Consider the following 20,889-nt stretch of genomic DNA (forward strand, 5'->3'; position numbering starts at 1 on the left):
GCGCGACCGTACAAGTGAAGGAACGACAACGATGACGACGACGAACACGACGACGGAACCGAGCACGGCAGTGGCAGCGACGTCGGCGCACCGGGATTGCAGCGGCCGCTATTGCATCATCGGCGGCGGCGCGGCCGGCATCGCGACGGCGAAGAACCTGCGCGAACACGGCATCGCGTTCGATCTGATCGAGCGCGAGGACGACATCGGCGGCACCTGGTACTACGGCAAGCCGTGCAGCGCGATCTACAAATCGGTGCACATGATCAGCTCGCGCGAGTTCTCCGAATACACGGATTACCCGATGCCGGCCGATTACCCGACGTACGCGCGCGGCGATCAGGCGCTCGCGTATCTGCGCGACTACGCGCACCGCTTCGGCGTCTACGAGCACGCGGAGTTCAACCGGACCGTGCTGGAAGTCGCGCCGCTCGCGGAAGGCGGCTTGTGGCGCGTCGAGCTCGACGGCCACGACGTGCGCCACTACAAAGGCGTATTCGTCTGCAACGGCCATCTGTCGAAGCCGCAGGTGCCGGATTATCCGGGCCGCTTCGACGGGCTGCAGCTGCATTCGGCGCTGTACAAGACGCCCGACGTGCTGAAGGACAAGCGCGTGCTCGTCGTCGGCGCGGGCAATTCGGGCTGCGACATCGCGGTCGAGGCGGCCCATCACGCGAGCGCGGTGTTTCACAGCACGCGGCGCGGCTACTTCTACTGGCCGAAATTCCTGTTTGGGATTCCTGCGGATCGCTGGGCCGAGTGGCCGCTGAAGCTGCGCCTGCCGCTGTGGGCGCGGCGCTTGTTCGGCGAACGGCTCTTGCGTCTGACGACGGCCGGCCAGCCGGAAGACTACGGGCTGCCGAAGCCGGACCACAAGCTGTTCGAGGCGCACTTCATCATCAATTCGACGCTGTTCTATCACCTCGGGCACGGCGATCTCGCCGCGAAGCCGGACGTCGTCGAGCTGAAGGGCGACCGCGTGGCGTTCTCGGACGGCAGCGAGGAACAGATCGACGCGATCGTCTACGCAACGGGCTTCCAGCTGAGCTTCCCGTTTCTCGACCAGTCGTATCTTCAATGGGACAAGATGCAGCCGCGCCTCTACCTGAACATCTTCGATCGCGTGCATCCGAACCTGTTCTTCATCGGCCTGTTCCAGACGTCGACCGGCAACTGGCCGCTGATGGATTATCAGGCGCAGCTCGTCGCGCGCTACCTGCGCGCGCGCGATGCGGCGCCGCGCAAAGCCGCGCGGATCGACCGGCTGACCGGCCGCGACCGCTCGAACTGGAACGGCGGAATTCATTTCAGCGCTACGCAGCGGCACGTGATCGAAGTCGAGCACTTCGCGTACCGGCTGCAACTGAAGCGGCTGATTCGCTCGCTGCCCGATTCGCGCGTCGCGTCGCGGCAGGCGCGGCCCGTGGCCGTCGCGGCTTCGGCTTCGCCTCCGGCGCAAGCCGCCGCGCGCGTGCAGGCGGGGGACGCGTGATGCCGATCGTGCGCGTCGAGAACGTCAGCAAGACCTACTTGCTCGACAGCGTGAAAGTGACCGGCCTCGCCGGCGTGTCGATCGACATCGACGCGAATCGCTTCACCGTGCTGAGCGGCCCGTCCGGCAGCGGCAAGACGACGCTGCTCAACATGATCGGCTGCATCGACCGGCCGGACGCGGGGCGCGTGAGCGTGGCGGGGCAGGACACCGCGACGTTGTCCGACGATGCGCTGTCGGATTTCCGCGCGAGACAGGTGGGCCACGTGTTCCAGTCGTTCAACCTGCTGCCGGTGCTGTCCGCGTACGAGAACGTCGAATATCCGCTGCTGATGGCGCGCACGCCTGCACGCGAGCGCGCGGAGCGCGTCGCGTATCTGCTCGATGCCGTCGGCTTGAGCGGCAAGGGCGCGCACCGGCCGAGCCAGCTGTCGGGCGGCCAGCGGCAGCGCGTCGCGATCGCGCGCGCGCTCGCGGCGGGGCCGTCGCTCGTGCTCGCCGACGAGCCGACCGCGAACCTCGACAGCGTCACGGGCCAGGCGATCATCGCGTTGATGCACAAGATGCAGCGCGAGAGCGGCGTGTCGTTCATCGTGTCGTCGCACGATCCGCAGGTGCTGGATGCGGCCGACGACGTCGTGCAGATTCGCGACGGGCGCATCGTCGATCGCCGCCGCGTCGCGCAGGAGGCGCAGAGCTGATGCATACCTTCATGTTGGCGCTGCGCAATCTGCAGCGAAACCGGCGGCGCTCGATCACGACGCTGCTCGCGATGATCGTCGGCGTCTGCGCGATCCTGCTGTTCGGCGGCTTCAGCAAGGACATCACGTTCGGATTGCAGACGGATTTCGTGCGGCGCAGCGGGCACTTGCAGATCCAGCGGCACGGCTATTTCCAGTACGGCAGCGGCAACCCGGTCGCGTACGGGATCGGCGGCTACGAGCGGCTGATCGCGCAGCTGCGCGACGATCCGGTGCTCGCGCCGATGATCGCGGTGATCACGCCGACGCTGCAGTTCGGCGGGATAGCCGGCAACTTCGAAGCGGGCGTGTCGCGCACGGTGCTCGCGCAGGGCGCGATCGCCGACGAGCAAGACCGGATGCAGCAGTGGAACGACTACGGCTTTCCATTGACGCCGAAGCCGTATCCGCTCGTCGGCACCGTGCCCGATGCGGCGATCGTCGGGCACGGCGTCGCGCGCGTGCTGCATCTATGCGGGCCGCTGCGCGTGCCCGATTGCGGCGACGGCGGCATCGCGAAGGGGGCCGCAACGGCCGCGTCCGGCGTGGCGACGTCCGATGCAGCGACGTCCGATGCATCCGCGCCCGCCGCGGCCGACGCGCCCGCCGACGTGCTCGCGCTCGCCGCGGCCGAGGCGGACGCGCAAAAGCGCGAGCGAAAGAGCGACGGCGCGGGCGCGACGCACATCGAGGTGCTCGCGGCGAACGCCTACGGCGCGCCGAACGTCGGCGGCTTCACGGTGGTCAAGGCCGAGCAGCAGGGCGTGAAGGAGCTCGACGACGTTTATCTCGCGATGCATCTGCCGCGCGCGCAGCGGCTCGTCTACGGCGGCGACGCGCCGCGCGTGACGGCGATCGAGATCCAGTTCAAGCACACCGCGCAACTGCCCGCCGCGCGCGCGCGGATCGACCAGCTGTTCGGCGGCCGCTTCGAAGGCCAGCCGCTCGACATGCTCGATTTCGCCGCGCTCAATCCGTTCTATGACCAGACGAACCGCATGTTCTCGATGATCTTCGGCTTCGTGTTCGTGCTGATCGGCGCGATCGTGCTGTTCGTGGTCAGCAACACGATGAGCACGGCGATCCTCGAGCGGACCGTCGAGATCGGCACGCTGCGCTCGATGGGCGTGCGCCGCGGCGGCATCCAGGCGCTGTTCGTCTGCGAAGGCGCGCTGCTCGGCATCGTCGGCGCGTCGGTCGGCGTGCTCGTCGCGCTCGGTCTCGCGGCAGCGGTGAATCACAGCGGGCTCGCGTGGACGCCGCCCGCGCGGATCGATTCGGTCGCGCTGACGGTGCGCGTGTGGGGCGAATGGCGCCTCATCGCGTTGACGTTCGTCGGGCTCGCGTTCGTCGCCGGGCTGTCCGCATGGCTGCCCGCGCGGCACGCGGCGCGGCTGTCGATCGTCGACGCGCTGCGCTACGTATGAGTTTCGTGAATTTTCAGTTTGAACAACGAAAGATCGAATCGATCGGGAGGTGGAGCGTGCGTCGCTTGTTTCGTACATGGTGGATCGGATTGAGTCTCGGCGCGGCGGCGCTCGCGCATGCGCAGACGCCGCCCGATCCGCAGAAGCTGCTCGCGGAAAGCGACGCGATCCGCACGCCGGCGAAGTCGTTCGTGCTCACCGCGACGCTGACCGAATACCGGTCCGGCAAGCAGGTCGACGGCAACACGCTGTCGATCTATTCGAAGCCCGACGCGCCGGGCGGCGCGTTCCGCACGCTGGTGCGCTTCGTCGCGCCCGCGCGCGATGCGGGCAAGCTGATGCTGAAGAACGGCAACGACCTGTGGTTCTACGATCCGGCGAACCAGGCGAGCATCCGCATCTCGCCGGACCAGCGGCTGCTCGGGCAGGCGGCGAACGGCGACGTCGTGACCGTCAATCTCGCGCACGATTATCAGGCGGAGCTCGAGGGCGCCGAGGACGTGATGGACGGCGACCGGCAGACGCGGCATTGTTACAAGCTGTCGCTGAAGGGCAATGCGCAGGGCCTCACGTACCATCGGATCGAGATGTGGCTCGACGCGTCGAACAGCCGGCCGGTGAAGGCGAAGTTCTATTCGGAAAGCGACCGGCTGCTGAAGAGCGCGTTCTATCGGCGCTATACGATGGAGCTCGGCGTGGAGCGTCCGACCGAGACGGTGATCATCGACGGCCTCGATCCGAACTGGGTGACGGTGATGCGCTTTTCCGGATACGCGTGGCGCGACATTCCGGACGCGTGGCTGCAGCGAGATTATCTGCCCCGCTTCCAGGCGCAATGACGCTCAGATCGTTGGCGGTCCTGATTTGCGCGGCGGCCGCGGCGATGCCGCTGCGCGCCGCGGCGGCAGGCGATGCTGACGCGCCGGGCGACGCGACGAACGCGGCGCTGGACCTGGCTGACGCAACGCCTGTCGCCGCGCCGGAAGCGGCGCGATCGTGGAAATTCAGCGTGCAGGATGCGGTGCGCTGGAGCGACGACCGTGACGCCGCTTCATCGTGGCGTAACCAGCTGTCGCTGGAATTCCAGTTCGAGCACGCGCTCACGCCGACGCTGAACGTGAACTTCGCGATGCGGTTCGATCGTTTCGATCCATTGTCGTCCGGCGCGGCGTCGCACCGTGACGTGATGCTCGTCAAGGAGGCGTATGCGAGCTGGAAGCCGTCGCCGCTGCTGGCGATCGACGCGGGCCGGATCAACGAACGCATCGGCGCGGCGATCGGCTACAACCCGACCGATTTCTTCAAGGCGGGCGCGGTGAGCCTCGACGTGCCGCCCGATCCGGACAGCCGCCACACGAACCGGCTCGGCAGCGTCGGCGTGCGCGCGCAGCGCGTCTGGGATTCGGGATCGATCGCGCTGATGCTGTCGCCGCGGCTCGCGAGCCGCAGCGTGCCGGGCGATCCGTTCGCGTCGTCGGACCTGCGGCGCACGAATGGCGTCGATCGCTGGATGCTCGTCGGCAGCCAGCGGATCACGCCGGCGATCCAGCCGCAGTGGGTGCTGTACGGCGAGAGCGGGCAATCGCCGCAGTTCGGGCAGAATCTGAGCGTGCTGCTGGGCAACGCGGTGGTCGCGTACGCGGAATGGACGCTCGGCTGGCGGCCGTCGCTGATCGGCTCGGCGACGGGCGGCGGCAACGGCGACCGCGCGTTTCGCACGCGCTCGGCGGTCGGCTTTACGTGGACGCTGCCGATCGACTTGTCGCTGACGGCGGAGCTGCAAGGCAACAGCGGCGGCGCGTCGGCATCGCAATGGCGCGCGCTGCAGGCGAGCGATCCTTACGCGTGGGGCCGCGCGGTTCGTACGTCGATCGCCGCGCAGGAGTTGCCGTCGCGGCACGGGCTGTTCCTGATGGCCGCATGGCGCAACGTGTTCGTGCGCCGCCTCGACCTGACGGGCTTCGCGCAACTCGATCTCGGCGCGGGGCGGCAGTATTGGGTCGAGCTGCGGCGGCGCTTCGACACGTTCGACGTCGCCGTGCAGTTCCTGCGGCAGACGGGACCGTCGTGGAGCCGCTTCGGCGCGATGCCCGAGGCGAGCAGCGTTCAGGTGCTGGGCATTTTTTATCAATGAGACGTCGTCAATCGTCGAATAACAAGGACAAGGGCCACTCTTCGATGAGCAAACGCATTCTGCAAATCGCCACCGCGATTCTCGCGGCCGTGCCGGTCGCAACCGGCGCGCTCGGCATGATGGGCATTCACGATCCGCTGTACGCATCGCTCGGCGTCGCGCTGCCCGCCGACGCGACGCTCGACAGCAACCTGCGCTTCTACGCGGGCGTCTGGTTCGGCCTCGGTCTCGGCGCGTTCTGGACGATCCCGAACATCGAGCGCAACGGCGTCCTGTTCCGCGCGCTGTGGACGATGATCTTCGTCGGCGGAATCGGGCGTCTCATCTCACTCGTGTCGCTCGGCGCACCGTTCCCGCCGTTCATCGGCTTTACCGTACTCGAGATCGTCGGCGCGCCGCTGTTCGTCTGGTGGCAGCGCCGCGTCGCGGCGACGGCCGGCTGACGGGCGACGTCGAGCGCGCAGCGCGGCCGGCGCCGTCGGCGTGCGTTTGAAACACTTAGGTTGACTGACAAAAATGATGGCGGAAGGATTGCCGCGCGCGGCACCGCATGACGACGCGGCGGCGCTGCGGTTCTGCGTCGCGCGGCCGTCGGCGGCACTGACGGAGCGGTTGATGCGCGGCGAGGCGCACGTGTGGCGCGCACGCGCGGACGAAGCGGGTTCGTATCTGAAGCGCGATTGCTTGTCGCTGAGCGAATACGAGCGCGCCGCGCGGCTCAAGTTCGGCGCGCATCGCGAGTTGTTCGTGTTCGCGCGCGCGATGGTGCGCGTCGTGCTCGGCGAATACCTGAGCGCCGATCCGGCGCGGCTCGTGTTCGACGTCGAGCCGGGCGGAAAGCCGGTGCTGTTCGGCCGCGATCTCGAATTCAGCGTGAGCCATGCGAGCGGCGCGGTGCTGATGGCGGTCGCGAAAAAGCGGGTGGGCTGCGATCTCGAATCGCTCGGTCGAAAGCTCGACGTCGACGCGCTCGCGGCCGCGAGCCTCGGCGAACGCGAGCGCGACCTGTTCGAGCGCGCGCCGAAAAACGCGCGCGAGCGGCTGTTGCTGCAATTGTGGACGCGCAAGGAGGCGCTCTTGAAGGCGCACGGCGCGGGCCTGCGGCGCGATCCGCGGGAGCTGGAGATGCCGTGGCCCGTGTCGCCGGGCGCGCGGGACGAATGCGTGAGCGACGGCGTGCGGTGGGCGGTCGCCGACGTCGCGCTCGGCGCGCAGTGGCGCGCCGCGGTCGCGATGGAGGATCGCGGCGCGCACTTGCGCGGATTCTGTTTGGGGTGGTGAGCCGCCGTCCGGCGTCGCGATCGTGGCGATTGCGGCGAACGGGCGTGCGGCATCGTTCAAGTAACGCTACATGCAGGGGAATCGTTCATGGAGTCGATGTTCAAATGCGTCGCCGACGCGGCGCGGGCAGCAAGAAAAAGTCTGATGAATGCCTGGGCGACGGCGATCGTCGCCGCGATGTGCGCGATCGCCGCGCCGGCAGTGCACGCGGACACCGCGGCGGGCGCGGTCGACGATTACGCGGCGACGCGCTATCCGATCATCCTCGTCCACGGCCTGACGGGCACCGACGACTATTTCGGCATCGTGCCTTACTGGTACGGCATGCAATCCGATCTGCAGCGGCACGGCGCGACCGTGTTCGTCGCCGATCTGTCAGGATTCCAGAGCGACATCGGCCCGAACGGGCGCGGCGAGCAGCTGCTCGCGTACGTGAAGCAGGTGCTCGCCGTCACCGGCGCGCAGAAGGTCAACCTGATCGGCCACAGCCAGGGCGGGCTGACGTCGCGCTACGTCGCGGCGGTTGCGCCGGATCTCGTTGCCTCGGTGACGACGATCGCGACGCCGCATCGCGGCTCGCAGTTCGCCGACTTCGTGCTCGGCGCGCTGAGTCTCGATCCGACCGGCCTGTCGACGCCGATTTTCGGCGGACTGCTGAATATTTTCGGCATCCTGACAAGCCACACACACAACACGAATCAGGATGCAATCGCCGCGCTGAACGCGCTCAGCACGCCATACGCGACGCAATTCAACACGCTGTTCCCGAGCGCGAGCCTCGGCGCGGCCGGCGCGTGCGCGTCGGGCGTGCCGAGCGAGACGGTCGGCGGCAACGTGCACCTGCTGTATTCGTGGAGCGGCAGCGCGTACCAGCCGATCAAGGTGCTCGGCGTCACGACGGGCGCGATCGACACGAGCACCATTGCGCTCGTCGATCCGGCCAACGTGCTCGATCCGTCGACGCTCGTGTTCCTGACGGCCGGCAACATCATGGCGCTCAAGCAGGCGGGGCCGAACGACGGCTTCACGTCGACCTGCAGCTCGCTCTACGGAACGTCGATCTCGACGGATTACAAATGGAATCACTTCGACGAGATCAACCAACTGCTCGGCGTTCGCGGCGCGTATGCGCCCGATCCGGTCGCGGTGCTGCGCACGCATGCGAACCGGCTGAAATTACAGGGCGTTTGAAAGAAGGTTGAGCGGCGGCGCGCCGCGCGTCGTATGATTGTCCGACGAATGCGCCGCCGCTTGCGCGAGCGGCGGCGCACGCGCATTCATGCAGCGGACGCGTCATATGTAACGCGACGAGCAGACGAATGCGCGCAAGATGGCCAGTCTACGCACGACCTCCACGAGGATCTGCGAGACAGGCCACGCTTCGAGCATCTGGCGGCGGACCGGCAACGGGTCGCCGCCGGTTCGTTTCCGGCGTTAGCGCGCGCCGGGGGAATACGAGACCGCCGCGGTGAAGCGGCGCGGCGGCGGGGCTGAGGCAAGGTGGACGATGAACGGGACTTCCAGCATGCGCGAACAGGCGCTCGGCTTGAACGACGCAAGAGGCCAGGCGGCCGAACTGAGGCCGGCGCTCGACGTCTGGCCGATCCTGCTGATGGTGTCGGTGCTCGTGTGCGTCGTGATCGTGAGTCTGACGGTGGTGTCCTTCCTTAGGGTGTACATCGGCGGCGAGAGCACGTGGTCGAAGTCGCAGAAGGACGCGGTCATCTATCTGATCCGTTACGCGGAGACGGGCGACGAGCGCGCATACAAGCTCTACGAGGCCGCGATCGACAAACCCTATCGGCTGAGCCTCGCGCGCGCCGCGTTGCAGCGCAAGCCGCCCGATCGCGCGACCGCGCGCGAGGCGATCATCGCGAGCGGCATCGACCCTACCGACGCGGCGGCGGCCGCGCTGCTGCTGCCCGCGCTCAGCTGGGTCGCGAAGATCAACTACGCACTGCAGTGCTGGATGCAGGCCGACGTCGAGCTCGCCGAGTTCCGCAGCGTCGCGAGCCAGCTGCACGCGCTCGTCAGCAGCGGCCATCGCGACGATCCGCGCGTGAAGGAGCTCGAATATCGCGCGTGGGACATCAACGAGCGCGTGTCCGGCCTGCCCGATCGCTTCTCGAAGGCGTTCAGCGACGAATTCCGCTCGAGCGTCGCGCTGCTGCTCGTCTGCTACTTCGTCGCGTCGATGTTCCTGATGTATCTCGCGCTCGTCTGGGCGCGCAAGGCCGCGTTGCAACGGTTGTCGATCCAGTACGCGCTCGACCGCAGCGAGGCGTTCGCCGAGGCGGCGCTGAGCTCGGTCGCGGAGGCCGTGATCACCGTGGGGCTCGCGAAGAACGTCGACTTCATCAACAACGCGGCCGAGCAGTTGCTCGGCTATTCGGCCGCGGCGTGCGTTGGCGCGCCGGTGTCGAGCGTGCTGATGCTGCTCGACAAGGAGACGGGGAACGCGGTCGACATCGTCGACGAACTCTGGGCGCGCGAGGAGCGTACGCCGATCAAGCGCGAGGTGCATCTGCTGCGCCGCGATCACTCGAAGATAGTTGTACAGACAACCATCTCGGAAATGGGCGACCGCGTGCATGGCCACATCGGCTACGTGCTGATCCTGCGCAACATGACGCGCGAGCAGCAGTTCCTCGAAAGCCTCGCATGGCAGGCGACGCACGACGTGCTGACGGGGCTCGTGAACCGCGTCGAGTTCGAGCGCCGTCTCGAAGTCGCGCTCGCCGACGCGACCTCCGGCAAGGCCCGCATCGATTCGATGCTGCTGATGCTCGACCTCGACCGCTTCAAGGAGATCAACGACACGTGCGGCCACGCGGCGGGCGACGCGATGCTGCGTGAAGTTACGCAGCGCTTCCAGAGCTGCCTCGACGACGAGGACGTGCTCGCGCGGCTCGGCGGCGACGAGTTCGGCGTGCTGCTGCCGCACGGCGCGGGCTCGTGGCCGTCGAAGAACAAGGCCGAGCGGCTGCGCCGCAGCCTCGAGGATTTCGTGTTCCTGTGGGAGGGCGAGCGCTTCACGGTCAGCGTCAGCATCGGCGTGCTCGAGCTCTGCAAGGCGCCGCGCAATCTCGAGATGGCCGTCAAGCTTGCCGACATCGCGTGCTACATCGCGAAGGAGCGCGGGCGCAACCGCATCCAGCTCGCCGACCCGAGCGACTTGCAGCAGGCGCGCCACGTCGGCGACGTGCAATGGAGCCGCCGGATCAAGACCGCGCTCGAAACCGACGGCTTCCGCCTGTACGTGCAGCCCATCGTCCACACGCGCCCGGATTCCGGCACGCCCGAGCGCGCGGAGGTGCTGCTGCGCATGACGGGCGGCGCGGGCCGCGACATCTCGCCCGCCGCGTTCCTGCCGGCCGCCGAGCGCTACGGGCTGATGGGGCTCATCGACCGCTGGGTGGTCCGCACCGTGTTCCACAAGTTGAGCGCGATGCCGGTACGCGAGTACCACGAATACAACGTGAACTTGTCGGGCGCGTCGATTTCCGACGAGCGCTTTCTCGAATTCGTGATCGCCGAGCTGTTGAGCTCCGGTCTCGAACCATCGGTGATCTGCTTCGAGATCACCGAAACGATCGCCGTGAAGAATCTCGAGCTTGCGTCGCGCTTCATGAGCGAGCTGCGCACGATAGGCTGCCGCTTCGCGCTGGACGATTTCGGCGCGGGCATGTCGTCGTTTCGCTATCTGCGCAACCTGCCGATCGATTATCTGAAGATCGACGGCGAATTCGTGTCGAACATGATGTCGGACCGGGTGAGTTTTGGCGTCGTCAGCGCGATCAACGCGGTCGCGCACTCGATGCGTTGCAGCACCGTCGCCGAGCATGTGGAATCCGACGCCGAGCTCGGCATGCTGCGCGAGCTCGGCATCGACTTCTGCCAGGGATATTTCTTTGCTCAGCCTTCGCCGTGGCGCGAGGGCGGCTATTGACGTGGTTGGGTGACTTTATCTAAGGAGAGGAAATTGCATATCCCTTTTGAACGCGAAGGCGACTTGATGGATATCGGGAGCTATCCACACTGGCTACAGGACGTGGTCGGCACGGTGCGGGCGGCGCGCGACCGCGTGCGCTTCCACGAGGTTTTCTCGCTGATGCGCGACGGCCGCCTCGCGCCGCGGCAGCTCGCCGCGTTCTTCGTGAACGGCTGGCCCGTCGTCGAGCAGTTTCCGAAGTACATGTCGATGAACCTGCTGAAGGCGAACGGCACGAGTTCGTCCGGCGACGAGAAGGCGCGCCGCTATCTGATTCGCAACATTCGCGTCGAGCTGAACCACGTCGAGCACTGGGTCAACTGGGCGGAGGCGAGCGGCTTGCCGCGCCGGCAGCTGATCGACGGCGACAGCCCGCCCGCCGCGCTCGCGCTCAGCCACTGGTGCTGGAAGAGCAGCAGCGCGGATTCGCTCGCGGCGAGCATCGCGGCGACCAACTACGCGATCGAAGGCGTGACGGGCGAATGGAGCGCGGACCTGTGCCGTTCGGACGTCTATGAAATGGGTTTTCCCGAGCATGTGCGCGGCCGTGCGATGCGCTGGCTGAAGCTGCATTCGAGCTATGACGACAAGCATCCGTGGGAGGCGCTCGACATCGTCGCGACGATCCTCGGCCAATCGCCGAGCACCGAGCAGGTGCGCGACGTCTCGGCCGGCATCGAGCGCAGCTTCCGTTATTTCGAGATGAGCCTTTCATGCTGCCTCGACGCGTGAGCTCCGCGCGTCGTCGTCTGGCGGCGGGCGAACGCAAGCCCGGCCGGCGACGGCGAGGCGAGCCCGCTTCGCGGGCGATCCGCGGTGGCGCGCGTCGATCGGTCGCGCATGCGTGTCCATGCGTGGCGGCGACGGAGAGGCGCACCGCTTCGCCGGCCGCGTCGTAAATATTTCGTCTATTCGGTAACAGACCGTCACGGCGCCGCGCGAGCGCGCCAAGCTCGGTATACTGTCCTGTCTGCGCCGGCGCCGTGTCGCGTCCGGCTTGTTCTCTTCCTAGTTCGATACACGCTACACGCATGAAACGTCATCTGTTTGCTTTTGTGGCCGCGGCCGTCGTGTCCGTTTCGGCAATCGCTCAAACCGCGCCCGTCGAGGTGGTCAGGAACGCCGTGGAGGGCACCGTCGGCGCGATGAAGGCGGACCCCGCCGCGCGCGGCGGCGACATGGCGAAGATCACGCAGATCGTCGAAGCGCGCTTTCTGCCCGCGACGAACTTCGAGCGCACGACGCGCATCGCGGTGGGCGATGCGTGGAAGCAGGCGAGCCCGCAGCAACAAGAGGAGCTGTACAAGCAATTCCGGATTCTGATGACGCGCACGTACGCGGCATCGCTCGCGCAGCTCGGCAGCCAGGACGCGAAGTTCAGTTTCAAGGCGGCGGGCGCGGGCGGCGCCGACGCGCTGGTGCGCTCGACGGTGACGACGCCGGGCGACAGCCAGTCGGTCGGCTACCGGCTCGGCAAGATCGGCAACGACTGGAAGATCTACGACATCGACATGTCGGGCGCGTGGCTGATCCAGGTCTACCAGGGCCAGTTCAAGGCGCAGCTCGCGCAGGGCGGCATCGACGGTCTGATCGCATTCCTGACGAAGCACAACGCGCGCGCGAACTGAGCGCGCCGGCCGATTCGTTCGGCATTCGTCATTCGTCATGCAAATGGGCGCTTCGGCGCCCTTTTTCATGTCGCGCGATGAAGATGCGGGGTGTGTCGAGCGCGCTGCGTGTGGCGTGTGGCGTGCGCTCGCCGCTGATGCTTGTGTCGCGCGTTCGCCTAGCGCCTGCGATGCTCGACCGCGAACTTGATCAGCTCCGCCTGGCCTTCGATATCGAGCTTGCGTTTCAGATTCAGCCGATGCGTTTCGACCGTGCGCACCGACAGGCCGTTGCGCTGCGCGATCTGCTTGCTCGACAACCCGTGCGCGAGCGCATCGAGGATGTCGCGTTCGCGCGGCGTGAGCCGGTCGAGCGGCGACGCTTCCGCGCTCGCGTGAATCATCCGTGCGGCGATGCCCTCGCTGAAGAACGTCTGACCGGCGAGCACCGCACCGATCGCGCGCACGATCTCGGTCGCGGGCGAATCCTTCAGCAGATAGCCGCTCGCGCCCGCGCGCACCGCCTGCGTCACGTATTCGACGTTGTCGTGCATCGACAGCATCAGTACGCGAATCGCAGGGAAGCGCTCGTGAAAGACGCCCGCGAGCGCGATTCCGTTCATGCCCTGCATGCCGATGTCCATCAGCGCAAGATCGGGCTCGAGCGATTCGGCGAGCGCGAGCGCTTCGTCCGCGTTGCCCGCTTCGCCGACGACGGCGAGGCCGGGCGCCGCTTCGAGGCGCATCTTGAGGCCGTCGCGCACGAGCGGATGGTCGTCGACGAGCAGGAGGCGCGCGGGGCGCGTCGTCGAGGAGGAAGTCGTCATCGCGTGGTTCCTGTTGAGTCGGCGCCGGACAGCGGCACGCGCGCGGCGACGACCGTGTGCCCGACCTGCGAGCTGATCGCGAGCGCGCCGCCGAGCGCGTCGAGCCGCTCGCGCATGTTGCGCAGGCCGACGCCGCCGCGCGCGTCCGCCTGCGCGCGTTCGGCGTCGAAGCCGCGGCCGTTGTCGGCGATCGTCAGCGCGGCTTCGCGCGACGACAGCTCGAGCGTAACGGCCGCGCGCGTTGCATGCGCATGGCGCAGGATGTTGGTCAGCGCCTCCTGCGCGATGCGAAAGAGCGCGGTTTTCACGGGTGCGGGCAACGACGGCGCGCCGTCGTGCTCGACCCGCGTGAAGCCGAGCTCGACGCCCGTCTCCACGCCGAGTTCGCGCACCAACTGGTCGAGCGCGGCTGCGAGGCCGAGGTCGTCGAGCATCGTGGGGCGCAGCGCGTGCGAGATGCGGCGCACTTCGCGCAGCGTGTCGCCGAGCCGCGCGATGCCTTTCGACAGCGCGGCTTCCGCGGCGGTCTCGCGCGTCGGCAGGCGCGCGAAGCGTTCGAGCGCCGATTCGAACATCAGCTTCGCCGAAACCATCATCTGGCTGATGCCGTCGTGCAGCTCGCGCGCAAGGCGCGCGCGCTCCTGTTCCTGTGATTCGACGACTTGCTGCGCGAGGCGCTTGAGCTTCGCGTCCGCGCTGCGCGACTCGCTCACGTTCAGCACGAGCGCGCACAGCGCGATGACCGCGGCGCCCGCGAGCGCGATCGCGCTCAACCACGTCATCGTGCGCTCGATGTTCGCCGATGCGCGCGCGTCGATCCGCGCGAGCGCGGTGTCGACGTCGTCCAGATAGATGCCGGTGCCGACCATCCAGCCCCAGCGCGGCAGCGAAACGACGTAGCCGAGCTTCGGCGCGAGCTTGCCTGTCGACGGGCGCTGCCACACGTAGCGCACGTAGCCGCCGCCGCGCGACGCGGCCGCAATCAGCTGTTGAATCGCGAGCGAGCCCCGCGGGTCGCGCAGCGACCAGAAATTGTGACCGACCCGTTCGGGCTCGCGCGGATGCATCAGCGAATTGCCGTGCAGGTCGTAGACGAAGAAGTAGCCGTCGGGGCCGAATTCCATCTTTTGCAGCATCGCGAGCGCTTGCTGGCGGAGCATCGCGTCGTCGCGCGCGTTGTCGCGGCCTGCCTCGTACAGCGGCGCGACGGCGCTCGTCGCGAGATCGACGTAGTGCTTGAGCTCGATTTCCTTGCTCGACAGGTACGCGGCCTCGATCGTCGCGTGCTGCGTGCGCGCGAGCAAGGTTGCTTGCTGGCGCACGCCCAGGCCGATCGCCGCGATCGTCACGAGGAAGGGCACGATCGCGAGCAGGAAGATCTTGAACTTCAGCCTCATCGCAATGGGCATCCGGCCGTGGGGGAGCGCGCCGCGCACGCGCGGCGGACCGCGCGCGGGGGCGCGCCGTCGATTGTCTGTCTGGTCGGCGGCGCGCCGCCTTCAATGATGTCGCGCGCGAGTCTCATCTGGGTTCCATCGCCGGGATTGGCACATGTCGGCGAGCGGCTTGTGGTTGTCGTTCGGCGCCGATCGTTCCGCCGAGCGCATTCTAGCGGAAGATTCGCGGCCTCGACTTGACGGCGCGCGGTATGCGCGCGGCGGATGCTCGAAGAAGCGGTCGGAAACGGGCGGCGTTCACCCGCGTCGTTTTGCGTGTATCGCTCGCGTGGCGACAAGCGCGTGCGAAGAGGGGGCCTTCCGGCGTCTCAAGCGCGAGTCGATCGGCACGACGGCGGCGCGGCGATCGAAGCCGCGACGCTCATGTCATGCCGGTCAGGCTGCAACCGCCTGCTTCGTATGCGAATCGACAAGTCGCGCCGAGCGTCATGCGATGCCGCCGGCATCCCGATTCGAACGCTCGCCGCCATGTGCGCGACGACTGCCCGGAAGGGCGATGCGGGCTCTCGCGGTTTCGTTTCTCGGCATGTTGATTAGATATGCGAAGTAATGAGGTGGGGGGGGAATACGCCTGAAGAGATGCGGTCGAAGGAGGGTATTTTTGAGATACGAGGATGCGCCGTAAAAGAAGACTTGAAATTGCAGCGCACCAAATAAGAGAATTACGCGGCTTAGAAGATAATCGAATTGCCAACCCATACAAATCAATTACTTTGTCGACGATTTCAATTCAAATTCCTTACTAAATCGTTTTTCGAATAATTGCTCCAAATTTTGTGTGGGCACATCAAATAAAGTTTGACGGCAAAATTTTTTCCTTGCTATCTTCTGCTCCCAAGACACGCGCTACATACAGGCTGATCGAAGAAAGTGAATGAAGAACCGGCGTTTCGTCTGAAAAATGGGGTGCGGGCCTCAACCTGACGAATACCTGTCTGAAAAGCGTTGCTGCAACATTAAAACCGGCGAACCGGCCGCGGGGAATAAATCAATAGCGTCGTATCGATTGAATTCGCATCGTACACCGCGGCTAATAATTTGGATTCCAAAACAAATTGAAAGCTTGCGGGAAGATGGCGAATGAAGAGTCCAGCGCATCGCGTCGCAGCTGGACGGCTGGACGAATCGTGCTTTGGGGGTGAAAGTGGGTATGAAAGTCGACGAAGGCTTGGCTGTTTCAAACGACGGACTCGCTCGGCTCGGTCGTCCGCGCGAATTCGGCAAAAGGCAGCAGAACCCGGCTCGGCGCTTCGGCGGCCTCGCGATCGTGCTCGCGCTGCACATCGTGCTGGTTTATGCGCTCCTCAACGGCCTCGCGACAAAGGTCGTGCAGGTCATCCAGCATCCGATCGAGACGCGCATCATCGAACCGGTGAAGCCGCCGCCCCCGCCGCCGATGCCGACGGTCAAGCTCCCGCCGCCGAAGTTCGCGCCGCCGCCGCCTCCGTTCGTGCCGCCGCCGGAAGTGCCGGTGCAGGCGCCGACCCAGCCGACGATCACGCACCAAGCTGCGCCCGTGCAATCCGCGCCCGCCGTGCAGGCGCCGGTGGCCGCCGCGCCCGCGCCGGCGAAGGCAGTCAGCCATGAAGTGGGCGTCGTGTGTCCGAATTCCGACCAGATCCGCGCGTCGATGCAGTATCCGAAGGAAGCCCAGGAGAACAACATCACGGGCGACGTGACGATCGAATTCGTCGTCGATGCGGAAGGGCGCATCACGAGCGAGCGCGTCGCGCAATCGGCCGATCCGGTGCTCGATCGTGCGGCGTTCAATGCGGTCAAGCAGTTCAAGTGCGTAGCGCAAGGGCAGTCGGTGCGCGTGCAGGTTCCGTTCTCGTTCAACCTGAACTGAGCCCGTACGCGGGCCGGACAGGATCGGGAGCGAACCCGGTTAGTCAGTTCAACGAAAAATTTGGAGTGGGGTATGACCAAGCGTTCACTGGCCGCTCTGGCGGCAAGCATGTTGATCTCCGTCGCTGCGGTTGACGCACTTGTCGCGCCGCAGCAGGCCTTTGCGCAGGCGAGCGACGCGGCGGTCGCGGTGTCCGCGGCCACGGCACCTCAGACGGCGAACACGGCGGCAGAACCCGCGCCGCCGCCCGCGCCCGCGGCGACCGAAGCTGTCGAGAATCCGTACGGCCTCGGCGCGTTGTGGAAGAACGGCGATTTCGTCGCTCGCTTCGTGCTGCTGTTGCTCGTCGTGATGTCGATGGGCAGCTGGTACATCATGATCACCAAGTTCCTCGATCAGCTGCGCGCGAACCGCCGTGCGAAGGTCGCCGACGAGCAGCTGTGGAGCGCGCCGTCGCTTGCCGAAGGCGCGAAGCGGCTCGACGAAGCGTCGCCGTTCCGCTTCATCGCCGAAACGGCGATCGAGGCGGGCGAGCATCACGACGAAGCGCTGCTCGAAGCGGTGGATCGCAATACGTGGATCGACGTGTCGGTCGAGCGGGCGATCACCAACGTGTCGAACCGCCTGCAGGACGGGCTCGCGTTCCTCGGCACGGTCGGCTCGACGGCGCCGTTCGTCGGCCTGTTCGGCACCGTGTGGGGCATCTATCACGCGCTGACGGCAATCGGCATCGCGGGCCAGGCGTCGATCGACAAGGTCGCGGGGCCGGTGGGCGAGGCGCTGATCATGACCGCGATCGGCCTCGCGGTCGCGGTGCCGGCGGTGCTCGGCTACAACTTCCTCGTGCGTCGCAACAAATCGGTGATGGAGCGCGTGCGCAACTTCGGCGCGCAACTGCACACGGTGCTGCTCGCGGGCGGAAAGCGGGCCTCGCGAGCGAACGTGCAGGCCGCGTCGCTCGTTCGCTGAAGCGGGGTGCGCCATGGGCATGAGCGTCGGGCAGGACGATAACGACGAGGTGATCTCCAACATCAACACGACGCCGCTCGTCGACGTGATGCTGGTGCTGCTGATCATCTTCCTGATCACGATTCCGGTCGTCACGCACACGATTCAGCTGCAACTGCCGAAGGAAACGATCCAGCCGCTGCAGACCACGCCGAAGAGCGTCGAGATCGCGGTCAATCGCGACGGCGATGTCTTCTGGAACGAGACGCTCGTCGACGCTTCGACGCTGCTGTCGAAGCTGAAGACCGTATCGGTGATGAATCCGCAGCCGGACGTGCACGTGCGCGGCGATCAGAGCACGCGCTACGAGTTCATCGGCCGCGTGATCACCGCATGCGAGCGGGCCGGCATCGCGAAAGTCTCGTTCATCACGGAACCGCCCGCGCGCGGCGGCTAGGAGGCGACGATGGGAATGAACGTATCTTCGGGCGGCGGCGAGCCGGACGTGATGGTCGACATCAACACGACGCCGCTCATCGACGTGATGCTGGTGCTGCTGATCATGCTGATCATCACGATCCCGATCCAGATGCACTCGATCAAGATGAATCTGCCGGTCGGCAATCCGCCGCCGCCCGCGACGCAGCCGGAAATCGTGCAGATCGACATCGATTTCGACGGCACGACGACGTGGAACGGCGCGCCCGTGCCGAACCGCGCGGCGCTCGAGGCGAAGCTCGCGCAGGTCGCGGCCGAGCCGGTGCAGGCGGAGATTCACCTGCGGCCGAACAAGCTCGTGCCGTACAGGGACGTCGCCGCGGTGCTCGCGTCCGCGCAGCGCATCGGCGCGACGAAGATCGGGCTGATCGGCAACGAGCAGTACATGCAATAACGAAGCGAGCGTGTCCCATGATCCAACGATGGTTGAAGTGCGCCGTGCTGGCGGCCGCGCTCGGGGGCTGCTGCGTCGTCGCCGCGCCGTTCGGCGCGGCGGCCGCCGCCGAAACGTTGCGCCCGGACGTCGCGCGGCCGCTCGGCGCCGCGCAGGACCTGTATCGAGCGCACAAGTACCGCGATGCGCTCGGCAAGATCGCGCAGGCCGCGGCGGTGCCGAACAAGACGCCGTACGAGACCTACATGGTCGAGGAAATGCGCGGCGCGGCGGCGATGGCGGCGGGCGATACCGGCGCGGCGATCCAGGCGTACGAGGCGGTGCTGGGTTCCGGCCGGCTGTCGAAGGACGACGAGCAGCGCACGACGGCGGCGCTCGCCGGCGTCTACTTCCAGCAGCGGAATTATCCGCAGGCGATCAAGATCGCGCAGCGCTATCTGAAGGCAGGGGGGGGCGATCCGGACATGCGCACGCTGCTGGTTCAGTCGTACTACCTGTCGAACGATTGCGCGGCGGTGATGGGCCAGCTCAAGCCGAGCGTCGACGCGCAGGCGCGCGCCGGACACGCGCCCGACGAGGCGCAGTTGCAGATGCTCGGCACATGCGCGCAGAAGATGAAGGATGGGGCGACTTATCGGGCGTCGCTCGAGAAGCTCGTCGCGTATCACCCGAACCCCGCGTACTGGGACGAACTGTTTCGTTCGATTCGCGACAGGCCCGGCTATCTGTCGTCGCTCGATCTCGACATGTATCGGCTGCGGCGCGCGACAGGCGCGCTGAACGGCGCCGACGCATACATGGAGATGACGCAGCTGGCGCTCGTCGCGGGTTCGGCGGCGGAAGCGAAGCAGGTGATCGATCAGGGCTTCGCGTCCGGCACGCTCGGGCGCGATGCCGGCGCGGATCGCGAGAAGCGGCTGCAGGCGCTCGCGGCGAAGCGCGCGCAGGCGCCGGCCGACAACGCGAATCCCGTCGCGCCGATCGACGCCGGGATGAATCTCGTGTTCGCCGGGCAGACGAAGCAGGGCATCGCGGCGATGGAGGCGGCGCTTGCGAAGGGCGGCATCGAGCATGTCGACGAAGCGCGGCTGCGGCTCGGCGAAGCGTACTACGTGGCGGGCGAGAAGGCGCGCGCGGTGCAGACCTTCCGCAGCGTGCAGGGCGGCGACGGCTCGGCGGATCTCGCAAGACTGTGGGCGCTCGTCGCGGCGAGATAGCGGCGCTCGCGCGCTTGGAGGGGCGGGAACGGCGGTTATCGGCGAAACACGGGGAAAGGAGCGGCTTTGCTGATCGGTGAAACGAACGGTGCCATCTTGCGCGGCGCATCCGGGCTCGGGACGTTCCCGGACAGCTTGCGCAAGGCGTGCACGTCGCCCGCGCGGCCCGCATCGCGTATGGCGGGTCGCCGCTTCGCGATGCGTGCTGCGCGGGCGCAGCGCAGCCGGCTTCTTCATCAAAAACGATTCTTGATCGCGGGATTGCGTGTTGCCATGGTTTTGCCACTCGACGAATCGGCGGTAGTCGCAGCCTCGATTGGAAACAAGATACGGGCGCTGCGCCAGCGGCTCAAGCTCACGCTCGACGAAGCAGCGGCGGCGGCCGGCATTTCGAAGCCGTTTCTGTCGCAGGTGGAGCGCGGACGCGCGACGCCGTCTATCACGTCGCTCGTCGGGATCGCGCGTGCGCTTGGCGTGACGATGCATTACTTCGTCGATGCGCCGACCGAAGCGCGTTCGGTATGCCGCAGCGAGGCGCTGCAGTATTTCAGCCTCGCGAACTCGACGAACGCGTTCGCGCGCCTGACGAACGTTGTCGACGGCCGGCAACTCGACGCGATTCTCGTGCGGATGCCGGCCGCGCAACCGCTTTCGGAAGTCACGACGCACGCGGGCGAGGAGTTTCTGTACGTGGTGAGCGGCCGCGTGGAACTGACGCTGGAGGACGTGACGTTCTCGCTGGCGGCGGGCGACACCGCGCATTACGAATCGACGACGCCGCATGCGTGGCGCAACGGCGGAGACAGCGAGGCGCTGGTCGTCTGGGTGGGGACGCCCAGGTTGTTCTGAGCAAGCCTGGCAACTCGGTTTGATCTTCGAATGTAAATGTAAGGAATCCTGATGTCATGAGGCGGTGAGATGCCGAAGCAGACGGGATGAAAAGAAACGAATAACAGGGCTCGCTTCGTAGAAATTTCGTGAACCTAACAAATTGAAAAGAAGCGAAGGGCCGTGAAGACGCGAGCGC

General features: G+C 66.6%; 19 protein-coding genes. 17 read left to right on the forward strand and 2 right to left on the reverse strand.

Annotated features, from left to right (window positions below; all coding sequences use genetic code 11):
• Positions 1-31: 31 nt before the first annotated feature.
• The 11 genes from WS91_RS18985 to WS91_RS19035 all read left to right on the forward strand — a co-directional run bounded on the left by WS91_RS18985 (position 32) and on the right by WS91_RS19035 (position 12,693).
• Entirely contained in the window at positions 32-1,492 is a 1,461-nt protein-coding gene (locus tag WS91_RS18985; protein ID WP_059670773.1) for a flavin-containing monooxygenase, read from the forward strand.
• Entirely contained in the window at positions 1,492-2,193 is a 702-nt protein-coding gene (locus tag WS91_RS18990) for an ABC transporter ATP-binding protein (protein WP_038749020.1), read from the forward strand. Before WS91_RS18985 ends, WS91_RS18990 begins: the two co-directional genes overlap by 1 nt.
• Complete coding sequence (locus WS91_RS18995; protein ID WP_059642834.1) at positions 2,193-3,659, forward strand: ABC transporter permease; 1,467 nt, start codon at positions 2,193-2,195, stop codon at positions 3,657-3,659. The genes WS91_RS18990 and WS91_RS18995 overlap by 1 nt, the downstream gene beginning before the upstream one ends.
• Positions 3,660-3,715: 56 nt before the next feature.
• Positions 3,716-4,498: an outer membrane lipoprotein-sorting protein gene (locus WS91_RS19000; protein ID WP_059579882.1), complete on the forward strand. Its 783-nt coding sequence runs from the start codon at positions 3,716-3,718 to the stop codon at positions 4,496-4,498.
• Positions 4,495-5,793 (forward strand): hypothetical protein, encoded by a 1,299-nt coding sequence (locus tag WS91_RS19005; protein ID WP_059670774.1) that lies wholly within the window; start codon positions 4,495-4,497, stop codon positions 5,791-5,793. Before WS91_RS19000 ends, WS91_RS19005 begins: the two co-directional genes overlap by 4 nt.
• A 44-nt stretch (positions 5,794-5,837) precedes the next feature.
• Positions 5,838-6,236 (forward strand): DUF4345 domain-containing protein, encoded by a 399-nt coding sequence (locus WS91_RS19010; RefSeq protein ID WP_059579796.1) that lies wholly within the window; start codon positions 5,838-5,840, stop codon positions 6,234-6,236.
• 73 nt (positions 6,237-6,309) lie between these two features.
• Entirely contained in the window at positions 6,310-7,074 is a 765-nt protein-coding gene (locus tag WS91_RS19015) for a 4'-phosphopantetheinyl transferase family protein (RefSeq protein WP_059670775.1), read from the forward strand.
• 87 nt (positions 7,075-7,161) lie between these two features.
• The gene (locus tag WS91_RS19020) at positions 7,162-8,265 is read left to right on the forward strand and encodes an esterase/lipase family protein (RefSeq protein ID WP_059579803.1); all 1,104 of its coding nucleotides are present in this window, start codon (positions 7,162-7,164) and stop codon (positions 8,263-8,265) included.
• Positions 8,266-8,599: 334 nt separating this feature from the next.
• Positions 8,600-11,023, forward strand: coding sequence for a putative bifunctional diguanylate cyclase/phosphodiesterase (locus WS91_RS19025; protein WP_038749037.1), 2,424 nt, complete (start codon positions 8,600-8,602; stop codon positions 11,021-11,023).
• Positions 11,024-11,056: 33 nt separating this feature from the next.
• Positions 11,057-11,797 (forward strand): TenA family transcriptional regulator, encoded by a 741-nt coding sequence (locus tag WS91_RS19030; RefSeq protein WP_038749040.1) that lies wholly within the window; start codon positions 11,057-11,059, stop codon positions 11,795-11,797.
• 299 nt (positions 11,798-12,096) lie between these two features.
• On the forward strand, positions 12,097-12,693 hold the full coding sequence (locus tag WS91_RS19035; RefSeq protein WP_038749042.1) for an MlaC/ttg2D family ABC transporter substrate-binding protein: 597 nt from the start codon (positions 12,097-12,099) through the stop codon (positions 12,691-12,693).
• Positions 12,694-12,851: 158 nt separating this feature from the next.
• Here the strand turns inward: WS91_RS19035 and WS91_RS19040 are convergent, their stop codons facing one another.
• Both WS91_RS19040 and WS91_RS19045 read right to left on the reverse strand, forming a co-directional pair.
• Complete coding sequence (locus WS91_RS19040; RefSeq protein ID WP_038749045.1) at positions 12,852-13,499, reverse strand: response regulator; 648 nt, start codon at positions 13,497-13,499, stop codon at positions 12,852-12,854.
• A complete protein-coding gene (locus WS91_RS19045; protein WP_059670783.1) occupies positions 13,496-14,896 on the reverse strand; it encodes a cache domain-containing protein in 1,401 nt (466 codons plus the stop codon). The genes WS91_RS19040 and WS91_RS19045 overlap by 4 nt, the downstream gene beginning before the upstream one ends.
• A 1,210-nt stretch (positions 14,897-16,106) precedes the next feature.
• On the opposite strand from WS91_RS19045, the gene WS91_RS19050 reads away from it, so the two are divergent.
• The 6 genes from WS91_RS19050 (at position 16,107) to WS91_RS19075 (ending at position 20,711) form a co-directional block, all read left to right on the forward strand.
• Positions 16,107-16,805 carry an energy transducer TonB gene (locus WS91_RS19050; RefSeq protein ID WP_038749048.1) on the forward strand — a complete coding sequence of 233 codons (699 nt, stop codon included), beginning with the start codon at positions 16,107-16,109 and terminating at the stop codon, positions 16,803-16,805.
• Positions 16,806-16,877: 72 nt separating this feature from the next.
• Positions 16,878-17,774, forward strand: a complete 897-nt coding sequence (locus WS91_RS19055; RefSeq protein ID WP_038749051.1) for a MotA/TolQ/ExbB proton channel family protein — start codon at positions 16,878-16,880, stop codon at positions 17,772-17,774.
• Positions 17,775-17,787: 13 nt separating this feature from the next.
• A complete protein-coding gene (locus WS91_RS19060) occupies positions 17,788-18,210 on the forward strand; it encodes an ExbD/TolR family protein (protein WP_038749054.1) in 423 nt (140 codons plus the stop codon).
• Positions 18,211-18,219: 9 nt separating this feature from the next.
• Entirely contained in the window at positions 18,220-18,645 is a 426-nt protein-coding gene (locus WS91_RS19065) for an ExbD/TolR family protein (RefSeq protein ID WP_038749057.1), read from the forward strand.
• Between the two features lie 17 nt (positions 18,646-18,662).
• Positions 18,663-19,862 (forward strand): tetratricopeptide repeat protein, encoded by a 1,200-nt coding sequence (locus WS91_RS19070; protein ID WP_059670776.1) that lies wholly within the window; start codon positions 18,663-18,665, stop codon positions 19,860-19,862.
• Between the two features lie 273 nt (positions 19,863-20,135).
• Positions 20,136-20,711: a helix-turn-helix domain-containing protein gene (locus WS91_RS19075; RefSeq protein WP_038749063.1), complete on the forward strand. Its 576-nt coding sequence runs from the start codon at positions 20,136-20,138 to the stop codon at positions 20,709-20,711.
• The last annotated feature ends 178 nt before the right edge of the window (positions 20,712-20,889 follow it).

It is taken from the genome of Burkholderia sp. MSMB1498 (assembly GCF_001526245.1).
GTDB classification, from domain to species: domain Bacteria; phylum Pseudomonadota; class Gammaproteobacteria; order Burkholderiales; family Burkholderiaceae; genus Burkholderia; species Burkholderia savannae.

What these genes read in the sequence shown, in the direction of transcription:
- WS91_RS18985 (WP_059670773.1), top strand. Translation starts at nt 32, where the DNA reads ATGACGACGACGAACACGACGACGGAACCGAGCACGGCAGTGGCAGCG.
- WS91_RS18990 (WP_038749020.1), top strand. Translation starts at nt 1,492, where the DNA reads ATGCCGATCGTGCGCGTCGAGAACGTCAGCAAGACCTACTTGCTCGAC.
- WS91_RS18995 (WP_059642834.1), top strand. Translation starts at nt 2,193, where the DNA reads ATGCATACCTTCATGTTGGCGCTGCGCAATCTGCAGCGAAACCGGCGG.
- WS91_RS19005 (WP_059670774.1), top strand. Translation starts at nt 4,495, where the DNA reads ATGACGCTCAGATCGTTGGCGGTCCTGATTTGCGCGGCGGCCGCGGCG.
- WS91_RS19010 (WP_059579796.1), top strand. Translation starts at nt 5,838, where the DNA reads ATGAGCAAACGCATTCTGCAAATCGCCACCGCGATTCTCGCGGCCGTG.
- WS91_RS19015 (WP_059670775.1), top strand. Translation starts at nt 6,310, where the DNA reads ATGATGGCGGAAGGATTGCCGCGCGCGGCACCGCATGACGACGCGGCG.
- WS91_RS19020 (WP_059579803.1), top strand. Translation starts at nt 7,162, where the DNA reads ATGGAGTCGATGTTCAAATGCGTCGCCGACGCGGCGCGGGCAGCAAGA.
- WS91_RS19025 (WP_038749037.1), top strand. Translation starts at nt 8,600, where the DNA reads ATGCGCGAACAGGCGCTCGGCTTGAACGACGCAAGAGGCCAGGCGGCC.
- WS91_RS19035 (WP_038749042.1), top strand. Translation starts at nt 12,097, where the DNA reads ATGAAACGTCATCTGTTTGCTTTTGTGGCCGCGGCCGTCGTGTCCGTT.
- WS91_RS19040 (WP_038749045.1), bottom strand. Translation starts at nt 13,499, where the DNA reads ATGACGACTTCCTCCTCGACGACGCGCCCCGCGCGCCTCCTGCTCGTC.
- WS91_RS19045 (WP_059670783.1), bottom strand. Translation starts at nt 14,896, where the DNA reads ATGAGGCTGAAGTTCAAGATCTTCCTGCTCGCGATCGTGCCCTTCCTC.
- WS91_RS19050 (WP_038749048.1), top strand. Translation starts at nt 16,107, where the DNA reads ATGAAAGTCGACGAAGGCTTGGCTGTTTCAAACGACGGACTCGCTCGG.
- WS91_RS19055 (WP_038749051.1), top strand. Translation starts at nt 16,878, where the DNA reads ATGACCAAGCGTTCACTGGCCGCTCTGGCGGCAAGCATGTTGATCTCC.
- WS91_RS19060 (WP_038749054.1), top strand. Translation starts at nt 17,788, where the DNA reads ATGGGCATGAGCGTCGGGCAGGACGATAACGACGAGGTGATCTCCAAC.
- WS91_RS19065 (WP_038749057.1), top strand. Translation starts at nt 18,220, where the DNA reads ATGGGAATGAACGTATCTTCGGGCGGCGGCGAGCCGGACGTGATGGTC.
- WS91_RS19070 (WP_059670776.1), top strand. Translation starts at nt 18,663, where the DNA reads ATGATCCAACGATGGTTGAAGTGCGCCGTGCTGGCGGCCGCGCTCGGG.
- WS91_RS19075 (WP_038749063.1), top strand. Translation starts at nt 20,136, where the DNA reads ATGGTTTTGCCACTCGACGAATCGGCGGTAGTCGCAGCCTCGATTGGA.